At 62.6% G+C, this 12833-nt stretch carries 13 protein-coding genes and 1 tRNA gene; 5 read left to right on the forward strand and 9 right to left on the reverse strand.

Annotated elements, in window-relative coordinates; genetic code table 11:
- The 3 genes from rpoN to ptsN form a co-directional block, all read left to right on the forward strand.
- Positions 1-1050, forward strand: a 1050-nt coding sequence (rpoN, locus tag RCO31_RS29580; RefSeq protein ID WP_308971897.1) for an RNA polymerase factor sigma-54, incomplete at its 5' end; no start/stop codon positions are given.
- A 51-nt stretch (positions 1051-1101) separates the two neighbouring features.
- Positions 1102-1698 carry a ribosome hibernation-promoting factor, HPF/YfiA family gene (gene hpf, locus RCO31_RS29585; protein ID WP_308971898.1) on the forward strand — a complete coding sequence of 199 codons (597 nt, stop codon included), beginning with the start codon at positions 1102-1104 and terminating at the stop codon, positions 1696-1698.
- Between the two features lie 154 nt (positions 1699-1852).
- A complete protein-coding gene (ptsN, locus tag RCO31_RS29590) occupies positions 1853-2314 on the forward strand; it encodes a PTS IIA-like nitrogen regulatory protein PtsN (protein ID WP_308971899.1) in 462 nt (153 codons plus the stop codon).
- Positions 2315-2548: 234 nt separating this feature from the next.
- Here ptsN and RCO31_RS29595 read toward each other — a convergent pair whose 3' ends face one another.
- From RCO31_RS29595 to RCO31_RS29635, 9 genes are all read right to left on the reverse strand, one after another.
- Positions 2549-2833, reverse strand: a complete 285-nt coding sequence (locus tag RCO31_RS29595; RefSeq protein ID WP_308971900.1) for a DUF1150 domain-containing protein — start codon at positions 2831-2833, stop codon at positions 2549-2551.
- Positions 2834-2886: 53 nt separating this feature from the next.
- Positions 2887-3312 (reverse strand): Hsp20 family protein, encoded by a 426-nt coding sequence (locus RCO31_RS29600; RefSeq protein ID WP_308971901.1) that lies wholly within the window; start codon positions 3310-3312, stop codon positions 2887-2889.
- A gap of 190 nt (positions 3313-3502) precedes the next feature.
- Positions 3503-4549: a sn-glycerol-3-phosphate import ATP-binding protein UgpC gene (locus RCO31_RS29605; protein WP_308971902.1), complete on the reverse strand. Its 1047-nt coding sequence runs from the start codon at positions 4547-4549 to the stop codon at positions 3503-3505.
- A gap of 2 nt (positions 4550-4551) precedes the next feature.
- A complete protein-coding gene (gene ugpE, locus RCO31_RS29610) occupies positions 4552-5400 on the reverse strand; it encodes a sn-glycerol-3-phosphate ABC transporter permease UgpE (RefSeq protein WP_308971903.1) in 849 nt (282 codons plus the stop codon).
- Positions 5400-6281, reverse strand: a complete 882-nt coding sequence (ugpA, locus tag RCO31_RS29615; RefSeq protein WP_308971904.1) for a sn-glycerol-3-phosphate ABC transporter permease UgpA — start codon at positions 6279-6281, stop codon at positions 5400-5402. The genes ugpE and ugpA overlap by 1 nt, the downstream gene beginning before the upstream one ends.
- A 476-nt stretch (positions 6282-6757) precedes the next feature.
- Complete coding sequence (ugpB, locus tag RCO31_RS29620; RefSeq protein ID WP_308971905.1) at positions 6758-8068, reverse strand: sn-glycerol-3-phosphate ABC transporter substrate-binding protein UgpB; 1311 nt, start codon at positions 8066-8068, stop codon at positions 6758-6760.
- Between the two features lie 253 nt (positions 8069-8321).
- Positions 8322-9521: a CaiB/BaiF CoA-transferase family protein gene (locus tag RCO31_RS29625; RefSeq protein ID WP_308971906.1), complete on the reverse strand. Its 1200-nt coding sequence runs from the start codon at positions 9519-9521 to the stop codon at positions 8322-8324.
- Between the two features lie 321 nt (positions 9522-9842).
- A tRNA-Ala gene (locus tag RCO31_RS29630) sits at positions 9843-9918 on the reverse strand.
- A 97-nt stretch (positions 9919-10015) separates the two neighbouring features.
- Entirely contained in the window at positions 10016-10411 is a 396-nt protein-coding gene (locus RCO31_RS29635; RefSeq protein WP_308971907.1) for a TIGR02300 family protein, read from the reverse strand.
- 316 nt (positions 10412-10727) lie between these two features.
- On the opposite strand from RCO31_RS29635, the gene aroA reads away from it, so the two are divergent.
- Positions 10728-12065, forward strand: coding sequence for a 3-phosphoshikimate 1-carboxyvinyltransferase (gene aroA / locus RCO31_RS29640; protein ID WP_308971908.1), 1338 nt, complete (start codon positions 10728-10730; stop codon positions 12063-12065).
- Positions 12062-12691 (forward strand): (d)CMP kinase, encoded by a 630-nt coding sequence (gene cmk / locus RCO31_RS29645; RefSeq protein WP_308971909.1) that lies wholly within the window; start codon positions 12062-12064, stop codon positions 12689-12691. The genes aroA and cmk overlap by 4 nt, the downstream gene beginning before the upstream one ends.
- The last annotated feature ends 142 nt before the right edge of the window (positions 12692-12833 follow it).

Here is a 12833-nt window from a genome sequence, read left to right on the forward strand (position 1 = left end):
GGACAGTACCTCATCGATCTGGTCGACGAGGCGGGATACGTGCCGGCAGATCTCAGCCATGTCGCCGATCAGCTCGGCGCGTCGCCAGCCGATGTCGAGAGCGTTCTCACGACCATCCAGAAATTCGATCCTGTTGGAATCTGTGCGAGGAGCTTGAGCGAGTGTCTCGCGGTTCAACTGCGCGATCGCGATCGCTACGATCCGGCGATGCGCGCGCTGGTCGAGAATCTCGATCTCTTGGCGCGGCGCGACGTCGCCGCGCTTCGAAAAGTCTGCGGCGTCGACGATGAGGACCTCGCCGAGATGATCTCCGAAATCCGTCAGCTCGATCCGAAGCCCGGCCTGAAGTTCTCGTCGACGCGCGTGCAGACGGTGGTGCCGGACGTGTTCGTGCGTCCCGGGCCGGACGGCGGCTGGCTGGTCGAGCTCAACAGCGATACGCTGCCGAAGGTCCTCGTCAATCAGAGCTACTACAGCGAACTCGCGGGCAATCTGCGTAAAGGTGAAGACAAATCGTACTTTGCCGATTGCCTGCAGAACGCGACGTGGCTGGTGCGGGCGCTCGATCAGCGCGCACGCACGATCTTGAAGGTCTCAACCGAAATCGTCCGCCAGCAAGACGGATTTTTTCAGCACGGCATTGCCCGCTTGCGTCCGCTCAACCTCAAGGTCGTGGCCGACGCAATCCAGATGCACGAATCAACAGTGTCGCGCGTTACCGCCAACAAGTACATGGCGACGCCGCGTGGCATCGTCGAGCTGAAATACTTTTTTACCGCGGCGATCGCATCCGCCGACGGCGGCGATGCCCATTCCGCAGAAGCCGTGCGGCACCGCATCAAGCAATTGATCGATGCGGAAAATCCCAATGATATTCTGTCCGACGACGCCATCGTCGAAATGTTGAAGGCCGCAGGGATCGACATCGCCCGGCGAACGGTGGCAAAATATCGTGAAGCCATGCGTATTCCGTCATCGGTTCAACGACGTCGCGACAAGAAGTGCCTGCCGGGGAACGAAGCGGCCGTAACCGCGGTTGCTGCAGGTTAGCGCCGCTCCGTTCCGGGGCGGCGAATTCACCCCAGCGAGACGAGGAACGACATGACGATCCGGGTGTCGGGAAAGGGTATCAGTGTCAGCGAGGCGCTTCGCGAGCGCGTCAGCGGTCGCACCGACGATGTGCTGCGCAAGTATTTCGACGGCAACTTTTCCGGACACGTGACGATCGGCAAAGGCAAGAACGGCTTCCGCACCGACTGCATGTTGCATCTCGACTCCGGGATGATTCTTGAAGCCGATTCGACGGCGGGTGATGCCTATGCGAGCGCCGACCTGGCGCTCGGCCAGATCGAAAAGCGGTTGCGCCGCTACAAGAGCCGCCTGAAGGATCGTTCCGCGCGCAAAGCATACGCGGCTGCGGCCAGTGACGCGCTCGCCGCCTTCAATGTTCCAAGCTACGTGATCGAGGCACCTCCGCTGTCCGACGACGAGGAGATGCAGGCCTTCAATCCGGTCATCATCGCCGAGACGACGCAGTCGCTGCGCCGCCTTTCGGTCAGCGAGGCGGTGATGGAATTGGATCTCACCGGCGCTCCGGTGGTCGTGTTCCTGCACGGCACCAGTGGCCGTGTTAACCTTATCTACCGGCGTCCAGACGGCAATATCGGCTGGGTGGACCCGCCGGCGGTTAACAGCTAGCCACTCGTGAAGGCATTGACGCCGTGAAACCCTCTCCCTATGGTCCGCCGCCCTTGAGGCTTGGGGGCCCTATCCGGCCTGCGCTTGGCGCCCGCCGGCCATGGTCCCATATTGCAACCCTGACGGTCCCAACTCTTCACTCTCGGTACGCTACATGACGATTACCGATCTCGTCGCGCCCGAGGCGATCATCCCGGCATTGAAGGTCAACAGCAAGAAGCAGGCGTTGCAGGAACTTGCGGCGCGTGCGGCGGTGCTGACCGGACAGAACGAACGATCGATCTTCGAGGTGCTGTTGCAAAGGGAGAAGCTCGGAACGACGGCCGTCGGTTACGGCGTCGCGATTCCGCACGGCAAGCTGCCGAAGCTCGACAAGATCTTCGGTTTGTTCGCACGTCTGGAACGGCCGATCGACTTCGAAGCGATGGACGGCCAGCAGGTCGATCTGATGCTGTTGCTGCTGGCACCTGAGGGCGCCGGTGCCGATCATCTCAAGGCGCTGGCGCGCGTTGCGCGGCTTCTTCGCGATCAGGATGTTGCCAACAAGCTCCGCGCCTCGCGCGACGCGGAAGCACTCTACGCGGTTCTCGCGTTACCTCCCGCAACGGCCGCCTAGCGTGAGCTGAGGCTCCGTCGTCATGCCCGCGGAAGGCGGGCATCCTATACCGCAGCGGCTTCGATTTTATCGCAGACGCTTGAGGGTGCCGGGTCCCCGTCTCCGCGAGGACGACGCTGAGATAGTTGTGGAGATGTTGCTTTGCTTGATCTCAAGGCGCTGATCCCGAAAAGTGGAGACCGGTTTTCGGGATCAGTTCAGTGAACCGCCGTTGCGGAAGAGAATTCGGCTACGTCAGTGGACACTGACGGTTTGCAGTTCGTTGCTCCATGCGCTGGCAATGGCCGCCTCCAGGCTGTCAGTCAGCATGATCGGCGCACCGTTCGCCGCGTGCAGCGCGAACAGTTTCAGGCCGGGCGACATCTGCGGCGCGGTCGGAAACAGTCCGGGCACATCCTCGGAACGAATCTGCTTCACATAGGCAATGTGACCTTCGCCCAGGTGAGCCAACGCCTCTGGCGTCATGTCCGAAGCAGGGTTGATGACATTGCCTTCGTTGACGACATTGTCTTCAGTCATGGTCCTCGACTCCTCAAGGTTGCAAGCGGTCGAGTCCGCTTCAGTTCCAACGATTATTCGTGTTCATGGATGGCGATCGTCTTAACGATCCGCTCGGGTTCCGGTCGGGCGAGATCGATCGACAGCAGGCCATTTCGCAAATCCGCGCCTAGTACTTCCATGCCTTCCGCCAGCACAAAGGTGCGCTGGAAGTGGCGTGCGGCAATGCCGCGATGGATGTACTGTCTGGTCTTTTCGTCCTGCTGCCGCCCGCGAATGACGAGCTGATTTTCCTCAGTCGTCACATCGAGTTGATCGCGGGTGAACCCTGCAACCGCCAGCGTGATGCGCAGGCGTTCAGGCTGGCCGTCGGTACGGGCCAGACGCTCGATGTTGTATGGCGGGTAGCCATCGGCGCCCTTGACGACGCGATCAAGCACACGCTCGATTTCGTCGAATCCCAGCAGGAACGGGCTGGATAGCGAAGGAACACGGGTCATTTCCCAAAGTCCTCTCGAAGCGACTTTGACGGGGCCCGGAATGGCACCCCTGCCGCCCGGCGATTCGGTCGCCGGTCGTCATGAATGATATGGGGAGACGGAACCGGCTTTCAAGAAGCTTCTGGAACCAAAGGAGAAAACCGCCCTCGCGGTCTGGCCTGAAGCGCCCCCGGGCCCCGCCTTGCAACCCTCAGATGTCGATCCGCCGGCGGCCGTCGCCGGTGAACACATGCAGCTTGGCCCGTGGCGCGACCGCCGTCACCGCCTCGCCGATCGGCGGCGCGGCTTCCCCGGGCACACGGACCAGGATCTCGCCGGCATTCGCGTGGTGTCCGTAGACGAAGGTCTCCGCGCCGATGCGTTCGACGGCCTCGACCTGCAGGTCGAGCGCCAGTCCGCCGCTGGGAGCGCCGCTGCCGCCGAATGACAGGTCCTCCGGCCGCACGCCGACGACGCCGGCGGCCGCCGGCAGCCCCGATACGCCGCCGATGGACGGCGAGCCCAGCGACAGCAGGTTCATCGGCGGCGCGCCGATGAAGGAGGCCACGAAGGTCGTCTCGGGCCGGCGGTAGATCTCGATCGGCTTGCCGATCTGCTCGACCACGCCGCCATTCATCACCACCAGAATGTCGGCGAGCGTCATTGCCTCGAGCTGATCGTGCGTGACGTAGACCGACGTGGTCCGCAGCCGTCGTTGCAATTTGCGAATCTCGACCCGCATGGCGATACGCAGCTTCGCATCCAGGTTGGACAGCGGTTCATCGAACAGGAACACCTTCGGCTGCCGGACGATGGCGCGCCCCATCGCGACGCGCTGACGCTGGCCGCCGGAGAGCTGCCGCGGCTTGCGGTCGAGCAGCGCGCCGATCTCGAGGGTCTGCGCTGCGTCGCGCACGCGCTTGTCGATCGCGGCCTTCGGCATGCCGCGGTTGCGCAGGCCGTAGGCCATGTTGTTGTAGACGCTCATGTGCGGATAGAGCGCGTAGTTCTGGAACACCATCGCGATGTCGCGATCGGCCGGCTCGATGTTGTTGACCACGCGCTCGCCGATGTCGATCTCACCGCCGGTGATCGTCTCGAGCCCCGCGATCATCCGCAGCAGCGTGGACTTGCCGCAACCGGAGGGACCGACCAATACGCAAAACTGTCCATCGCCAACCTCCAGGCTGATGCCCTTGATGGCCTCGACGCCGCCCGCGTAGGTCTTGCGCACATCGCGCAAGGTGACATTCGCCATGATTACTTCTCTGTCTCGACAAGGCCGCGAACGAACAGCTTCTGCATCAGGATGACCACGGCGACCGGCGGCAGCATCGCCAGCATCGCGGTCGCCATCACCAGCGGCCATTCGGTCAGCGCATCCGATGTCGTGATCATCTTGCGGATGCCGATGACGATCGTCTGCATGTTGTCGCGTGTGGTTATCAGCAGCGGCCAGAGATACTGATTCCAGCCATAGATGAAAAGAATGACGAACAGCGCCGCCATGTTGGTGCGCGACAGCGGCAGCAGCGTATCCTTGAAGAAGCGGATCGGTCCCGCGCCGTCGATCCGCGAGGCTTCGAGAAGTTCGTCCGGCACGGTCATGAAGAACTGCCGGAACAGCAGTGTCGCCGTCGCGGATGCAATCAGCGGCAGCGTCAGCCCCGCGAAACTGTCGAGCAGCGAAAGGTCGGCGGCGATCTTGTAGGTCGGATAGATGCGGACTTCGACCGGCAGCATCAGCGTGATGAAGATCAGCCAGAACACCGCCATGCGAAAGGGAAAGCGGAAATAGACGATCGCATAGGCGGAGATGATCGAGATAGCGATCTTGCCGAGCGAAATTGCCATCGCCATCACGAAGGAATTGAACAGCATCGTGCCGACCGGCTCGCGGGTCGAACTGCTCGTGCCGATGAAGATCGTCCGGTAGTAGTTGTCGAGGAACTTGCCGCCGGGCAGCAGCGACATCTGGCCGTTGGCGATCAGATAGGCTTCCTGCGTCGAGGCGACGAAGGCGAGGTAGACGGGAAACGCAACGACCGCGATCCCGAGCCACAGCACGAGGTGCGGAACGATGTCGCCGATGCCCCTGCGTTCGACCATCAGTACGTCACCTTGCGTTCGACATAGCGAAACTGGATCGCAGTGAGCGCGATTACGATCACCATCAAGATCACCGACTGCGCCGCCGACGAGCCGAGATTGCCGCCGAGCAGGCCGTCCAGATAAACTTTGTAGACCAGTGTTTCGGTCGCTTTCGACGGACCGCCGCCGGTGGTTGCGTCGATGATTCCGAAGGTATCGAAAAACGCATAGACGATGTTGACGACGATGAGGAAGAAAACCGTGGGCGACAGCAGTGGGAACACCACCGTCCAGAACCGGCGCGTCGGACCTGCGCCGTCGATCGCGGCCGCCTCGATGATGCTGCGCGGGATCGATTGCAGGCCGGCGAGGAAGAACAGGAAGTTGTAGGAGATCTGCTTCCAGGTCGCGGCCGCGATCACCAGAATCGCCGCGTGGTCGCCGTTGAGCAGCGGATTCCAGTCGATACCGAGCGCGCGCAGGCCGCGCGCAAGAACGCCCAGCGATGGATGCAGCATGAAGATCCACAGCACGCCGGCGACGGCAGGCGCGACGGCGTAGGGCCAGATCAGCAGCGTGCGATAGATGCCGCCGGCCCGCATCGGCTTGTCGGCCATCACCGCCAGCAGCAGCGCGATGCTGAGCGACAGCAGCGCGATCATCGCCGAAAATGCGAACGTCCGCACGATGGCGTCGAAGTAGCCGGGCTCGTGAAGGAGATGGACGTAGTTCTCGAAGCCGACGAACGTGGTCGAGAGGCCGAACGCATCCTGCAGCAGGAACGATTGCCAGACCGCCTGGATCGCGGGCCAGTAGAAGAACACGAGGACGATCGTCACCTGAGGTGCGATCAGAAGGAACGGGAGCAGCGGGGACTGAAAGAACGATTGCTTTTGCATCTGGAAGGGCTGAAGGGGGCAGGCCGCTCGAGCGTGATGGGTTTAGGTTGGCTTCACATTTTCATCGTTGTTCTCCGCTGAAGCGATGCTGAAACCTCTTGGCCAAGTTAGACCCGCCGTCATGCCCGCCCCGGGTCCGCGAAGCGCGGACCGAGGACAGGCTGCAGCGGGCATCCAGCGGCCCGCAGCGTCTGCGACAAGGGTCCGACGCTGGCATGCCGGGTCCCGGCTCGCGCTTCGCCTGGCCGCGACGACCGAGGGCATGACGGCAAATCCAACTCATCAGGCGCTAGTGTCGCGGATCAGAAATTCGCACCATCGTTGACGCGAGTCCGTCGTGCGAATTTCTGATCCATAAACGACACTAGTATCATAAACTTGCTAGCGTCCTGATCGAATCCGAAGTTCGCTCTGAGCTCGCTGCAAAGTATAGCGAACTTCGGATTCGGGACACTAGCCGGTCCGCCCCTTCATGATCACCTCGAAACCGTGCGTTCGAACTGGCGCAGCATCTGGTTTCCGCGCGACACCGCAGTGTCGAGCGCTTCCTTGGCCGACTTCTTGCCGGCCAGTGCCGCTTCGATTTCCTCCGCCCAGATATCGCGAAGCTGAACCATGTTGCCGAGGCGCAGGCCGCGCGAATTCTCGGTCGGCTCCTTGTTGGAAAGCTCGAGCAGCGGCGTCTCGAGATAGGGCTGGTCCTTGTAGAAGCCCTGCTCCTTCGCTTTGGCATAAGCGGCCTTGGTGATCGGCAGATAGCCGGAGGCCTTGTGGATCGCCACTTGCCGGTCAGTGTCGGAGAGGAACGCCAGGAATTTGGCGACGCCCTTGTACTCGTCCGGCTTCTTGCCGCCCATGATCCACAGCGAGGCGCCGCCGATGATCGAATTCTGCGGGGCGCCGGCGACATCCGGATAGTAAGGCATCGGCGCGTTGGTCCATTCGAACTTGGCGTTGGCGCGGACGTTGCCGAAGAAGGCTGACGAAGTGAGGAAGATCGGACACTCGCCGGAGGTGAAGCGGCCCTCGCCGGTGTTGGTGCGGCCTGAGTAGTCGTAGGTCTTGTCCTTCTGCAGGTCGATCAGCGTCTGAAGGTGTTTGAGCTGCAGCGGCGCGTTGAACTTGAGCTCGGTATCGAAGCCGTCGAGTCCGTTGGCCTTGGTTGCCAGCGGTACGTTGTGCCACGCCGACAGCTGCTCGAGGTTCACCCAGGTGACCCAGGCATTGGAGAAGCCGCAGGTGGTGGAGCCGGACGCCTTCAGCTTCTTTGCTGCCTCGAAGACCTCCGGCCAGGTCTTCGGAATCTCGGCGATGTTGGCCTTCTTCAGCGCGTCCTTGTTGATCCACATCACCGTCGAGGACGAGTTGAAGGGAAACGACAGCATTTCGCCCTTCGACGTCGAGTAGTAGCCGGTGATGGCGGGCAGATAGGCGTTCGGGTCGAATTTTTCCCCGGTCTCCTTCATCAACAGGTGAACGGGCTTCACCGCGCCCGTCGCCGCCATCATCGTTGCGGTGCCGACCTCGAACACCTGCATGATGTGCGGCGCGTTGCCGGCACGGAACGCCGCGATGCCTGCGTTCATCGTGTCGGGATAGCTGCCCTTGTAGGAGGGGACGACCTTGTAGTCCTTCTGCGAGGCGTTGAATTCCTCGGCGAGCTTGACGATGACGTCGTTGTTCGCGCCGGTCATCGCGTGCCACCACTGGATTTCGGTCTGGGCAAGCGCGGGTGTCGCCGCTGCGACGGTGGCTAAGGCCGCCAAAAGGCGGATCGAACGGATCATGAAGTCCCTCCCGGTGCGTCATCGGCTGGAATCTGGCCGCCGCAGGTTTTATCGGCGGGCAATGACGCTCTTGTAGCAAGGATGGTACGGCGGGAGACCTGCGGGAGGGAAGCCCCAATTAGGCGAAGACGATGACTTCAGCGTCGACAGCGCCCGGCACCGCCGGGCTGGCGGTGCCGGGTTTGTCACGATGGTGACTAGTGTCGTGGACCAGAAATTCGCACCATCGTGGCCGCGAGCCCATCGTGCGCGATCAGATTGTCTTTGTAGGGCTCACGACGCCTTCTGCGACGAGGCCGTCGATCTCGTCCTGTTTCAAGCCCGCCTCGCCAAGGATTTCTACGGCGTGCTGGCTGAATGCGGGCGGGGTGTGACGCAGGCTGGCCTTCGAGCGGTCGAAGCGGATCGGCGAGGCGACGCCCTTGTACCAGTCCTTGCTGATAACGATGCCGCGATGCTTGCTCTGCTCGCTGTTCAGCGCCTTGTCGATCGATTGGATCGGTCCGGCGGGTAGGCCTGCCGCCAGCAGCCGGTCGCACAACGGGTCACGGTCGAAATCCTTGAAGACTTCCTCCATCTCCGCGCGCAGCGCTTCGCGATTGGCGATCCGGTCCTCGTTTCGCGCAAAGCGCTTGTCGGTGCCGAGCTCCGGCTTGCCGACTTCCTGGGCGAGCTTGCGGAAGGTGCCGTCGTTGCCGATGCCGATGAAGATCAGCCCGTCGCGCGTCTTGAACGACTCGTACGGCGCAAGACTTGGATGCGGGTTGCCCTGCGGCACCGGCGTCTTGCCGGTGAAGAAGTAGTTCGACGAATGCGGGTGCATGACGGCAAGACCGGTCTCGAACAGCGTCGTTTCGAGAAATTGCCCCATGCCCGACTTCTGCCGTTCGTTCAGCGCCATCAGAATGCCGACGGCGGCGTAGAGCCCGGTGGTCAGGTCGACGACCGGAATGCCTATTCGTGTCGGGCCGCCCTCGGGCGAGCCGTTGGCGGCGATCATGCCCGCCATGGCCTGAACGATGGCGTCGTAGCCGGGGTTGCCGCCGCGCGGACCATCGGCGCCGAAGCCGGAGATGCGGCAGTGGATCAGCCTTGGAAATTTCTCGCGCAGGAACGCGCTGCCGATGCCCCACTTGTCGAGGGTTCCGGGCTTGAAATTCTCGATCATGACGTCTGCGTCTTTCAGCAGCTTCATCAGCACCTCGCGTCCGCGAGGTTTCGTCAGATCGAGACCGATCGAGCGCTTGTTGCGGTTGGCACCGTTGAAGTAGGCGGAGCCTTCCTTCGCCCTCGGCGCCCATTCGCGCGTCTCGTCACCGGCCGGCGGCTCGAGCTTGATGATCTCCGCGCCGTGATCGCCGAGGATCTGCGTGCAGTAAGGTCCGCCGAGCACGCGCGTGAGATCGATCACGCGCAAACCCGCCAGAGCGCCAAAGGCCGATTGGGTGGTCATGAAGCTTAGCCGTTCCTTAGTTCGTTCGGGGTTGGTCAGAAGAAGGGAGGGAGCACAGGAGGCACTTCTTGGCAAACGCTCTGCCCGAGTGCGACTTTAGATATCTTTCAAACGCTAATATCGTGAGCTTGTCGCGGCACGCGCAATACCAGACAAGCGTCCAAGGCGCGAACTTCGCGGTATGCGGCGAGGGGCCGGGCGTTGTGATCTGCCATGCGACCTTCAGGTCGGTCGTGACGCTGGTTTATTCTTGCTCGGGAAAGTTGTTGCTGCGCGCGACATTGATCCACGGCAGCCCGTCTTCGCCCTACGGGCGAAGCGTGGTGGAGCCAGGCGGGATCGAACCGCCGACCTCTTGCATGCCATGCAAGCGCTCTCCCAGCTGAGCTATGGCCCCGACGCGTCGCTGCTCATAAGCAGCGAGACTTCTGAAATCATACTTCCCTGCGGTTCTCAAGAGCAGTTCTTGCCCATGAGCCGTCCAAGAGCGGCCGTCAGCTCTCTTCGTCGTCCGACACATCGCCGATGATGTCGGTAACGTCGTCTTCACCTTCTTCCTCTTCGGCGATGAAGGTCGAATCATCGTCCTCGTCGTCGAGCGTCTCATCCACCTCGATATCGTCCTCACTCTCGGGCAGATCGGCCTTGCCCTTGCCGGTGGCCTCGGCGTCAGCCTCCTCCAGCGACACCGTCTCCATTTCGGCGGCCTCCGGCGCTGCTTCCTCCGCCGATGCGGCCGCAGCGGCACCGCGACCGCGTGACGGTGCGGGCGGCGCGATCGGCACGACCTCGCCCGTATAGGGAGAGATCACCGGATTCTTGTTCAGGTCGTAAAACTTCTTACCCGTCGTAGGGCAAATGCGTTTAGTTCCGAGTTCGGACTTGGCCACGTGCAGAATCCTGGGATTTTCTGAAAAGCGGTGCTTCACTTGGCTAGTTGAATGGCCGCTGTCAATAGCGCGTTTGCATATCGGGATATCTGCTCGTGACGCGGCGCGGGAGGCCTGCTAGTGCGCTGGATCTGACGTTCGTGCCGCCCTCGCCGCCAGTCCTGCGCACGAACGTCAAATCCAAAAAGCGCACTAGCTTCATAAGGTTGCTAGTGTCCCTCTTGGTTCTAACGTGCGCCTCCGAGGTTGCTGCGAAGTGGTGCGAACGTTAGAACCGGGACACGAGAGACTGAACACGCATGGAGATTTGCCGCCCGTGAGCCATTCCGGTCCCAAAACGCCGATTGAGGCCAGAAAGAGCGCTGCCCTGTCCGGGCGCGTGCGCGTTCCGGGAGACAAGTCGATCTCCCATCGTGCGCTGATTCTGGGGGCGCTTGCGGTGGGCGAAACCCGGATTTCAGGTCTTCTGGAGGGCGAGGACGTCCTCAACACGGCCAAGGCGATGCGCAGCCTCGGCGCCAGCGTGGAGCGGCATGGCGAAGGTCTGTGGACGGTTCGCGGCGTCGGTGTCGCCGGTTTCGCCGCCCCGTCGGAGCCGCTTGATTTCGGCAATTCCGGCACCGGTTGCCGGCTGGCGATGGGCGCGGTCGCAGGCGCGCCGATTACGGCGAGATTCGATGGCGATGCGAGCCTTCGTACGCGACCGATGCGGCGGATTCTCGATCCGCTGGAGCAGATGGGCGCCCGCAGCAGCCACGACGCCGATGGTGGCCGTTTGCCACTGACGCTTGAAGGCGCGCGCGCGCCGATTCCGATCATCTACCGCACGCCGGTGCCCTCGGCGCAGATCAAGTCCGCCGTATTGCTCGCAGGCCTTGCCGCGCCCGGCATGACCACGGTGATCGAGAACGAGTGGAGTCGCGACCACACGGAACGCATGCTGACGCATTTTGGTGCCGAGGTCTCGTCGAAGCCGGAGGGTGTGCACGGCCGGAGGATTTCGCTCAAAGGCCAGCCCGAGCTCAAAGGCGCGGCCGTCACCGTGCCAGCCGACCCGTCATCGGCGGCATTTCCGATGGTTGCTGCGCTGGTGGTGCCGGACTCCGAGATTGTGCTGGCCGATGTCATGACCAATCCGCTCCGCACCGGCCTGATCAAGACGCTGCGGGACATGGGCGCACAGATCGATGAGCTGAAGACGCGCGGCGATGCGGGCGAGCCGATGGCGGAGTTCAGGGTGCGCTCTTCGCAACTGCGCGGTGTCGATGTGCCGGCAGAGCGCGCGCCATCGATGATCGACGAGTATCTGGTGCTGGCCGTGGCTGCGAGCTTCGCCGAGGGCACGACGACCATGCGCGGCCTGCAGGAGCTGCGCGTGAAGGAGTCGGATCGGTTGGCGGCCACCGCGGCGATGCTGCGCGTCAATGGCGTAAAGACCGAAATCGTCGGCGACGACATGATCATCGAGGGGCGCGGTCATGTTCCGGGCGGCGGTGTCGTCGCCACTCACATGGACCACCGGATTGCGATGTCGGCGTTGATGATGGGCCTTGCCGCCGACACGCCGGTGAAGGTCGATGACACCGCGTTCATCGCGACGAGTTTCCCCGACTTCGTGCCGATGATGCGGAAGCTGGGCGCGGAGTTCGCATGATCATCGCGATCGACGGACCTGCAGCCTCCGGGAAAGGCACGCTCGGCAAGCGTTTGGCCGCGCACTACGGTTATCGTCATCTCGATACCGGATTGATCTATCGGGCGGTCGCCAAGGCCGTCCTCGATGCCGGCCATCAATTGACCGACGAAGCGCAAGCGGTCGCCGCAGCGGTGGCCCTCGATACCGGCCAGCTGGAAAGCCCCGACCTGAAGACCGACGTCATGGGCCAGGCCGCTTCGGTCGTTTCCGCCTATCCGGGGGTGCGGGCTGCGCTGTTCGATTTCCAGCGCGATTTCGCCAGCCACCCGCCCGGCGCGGTGCTCGATGGCCGCGATATTGGAACCATCATCTGCCCGCACGCGGAGGTGAAGATCTTTGTCGTCGCCTCGCCGGAAGTGCGCGCACGCCGGAGAACGCTGGAGATCGTCGCCCGGGGCGAGACGGCGGACGAGGCCGCGGTCCTGGACGACATTAAAAAGCGTGACGAAAGGGATAGGAATCGCGCCGCGGCGCCCCTGAAGGCTGCGCCGGACGCGCACTTGCTCGATACCTCCGCATTGGATATAGAAGGCGCCGTCCGGGCCGCCATTGACATTGTCGAGGCCGTCCGAGCGGGCCGGTAGCGGGTATACTTTTAAGCTCTGCTGCCGTCATTGGAGGATCAGCCCGCTCCCCTGTCTCGATCGAGGCTCCGGCAACAGATCATCATCGTAACGATCATGCCGGCTTCGCGCCGGTCCGCTTCGCATTCACGCCAATTCACAT

The sequence above is a fragment of the Bradyrhizobium sp. LHD-71 genome, from assembly GCF_031157255.1.
Classification (GTDB): Bacteria; Pseudomonadota; Alphaproteobacteria; order Rhizobiales; family Xanthobacteraceae; genus P52-10.

Coding starts and splice junctions, on each gene's coding strand:
- RCO31_RS29625 (WP_308971906.1), bottom strand. CDS start 9,521: ATGACCACCCAATCGGCCTTTGGCGCTCTGGCGGGTTTGCGCGTGATC.
- RCO31_RS29600 (WP_308971901.1), bottom strand. CDS start 3,312: ATGACCCGTGTTCCTTCGCTATCCAGCCCGTTCCTGCTGGGATTCGAC.
- cmk (WP_308971909.1), top strand. CDS start 12,062: ATGATCATCGCGATCGACGGACCTGCAGCCTCCGGGAAAGGCACGCTC.
- ugpB (WP_308971905.1), bottom strand. CDS start 8,068: ATGATCCGTTCGATCCGCCTTTTGGCGGCCTTAGCCACCGTCGCAGCG.
- RCO31_RS29605 (WP_308971902.1), bottom strand. CDS start 4,549: ATGGCGAATGTCACCTTGCGCGATGTGCGCAAGACCTACGCGGGCGGC.
- hpf (WP_308971898.1), top strand. CDS start 1,102: ATGACGATCCGGGTGTCGGGAAAGGGTATCAGTGTCAGCGAGGCGCTT.
- ptsN (WP_308971899.1), top strand. CDS start 1,853: ATGACGATTACCGATCTCGTCGCGCCCGAGGCGATCATCCCGGCATTG.
- ugpA (WP_308971904.1), bottom strand. CDS start 6,281: ATGCAAAAGCAATCGTTCTTTCAGTCCCCGCTGCTCCCGTTCCTTCTG.
- RCO31_RS29595 (WP_308971900.1), bottom strand. CDS start 2,833: ATGACTGAAGACAATGTCGTCAACGAAGGCAATGTCATCAACCCTGCT.
- ugpE (WP_308971903.1), bottom strand. CDS start 5,400: ATGGTCGAACGCAGGGGCATCGGCGACATCGTTCCGCACCTCGTGCTG.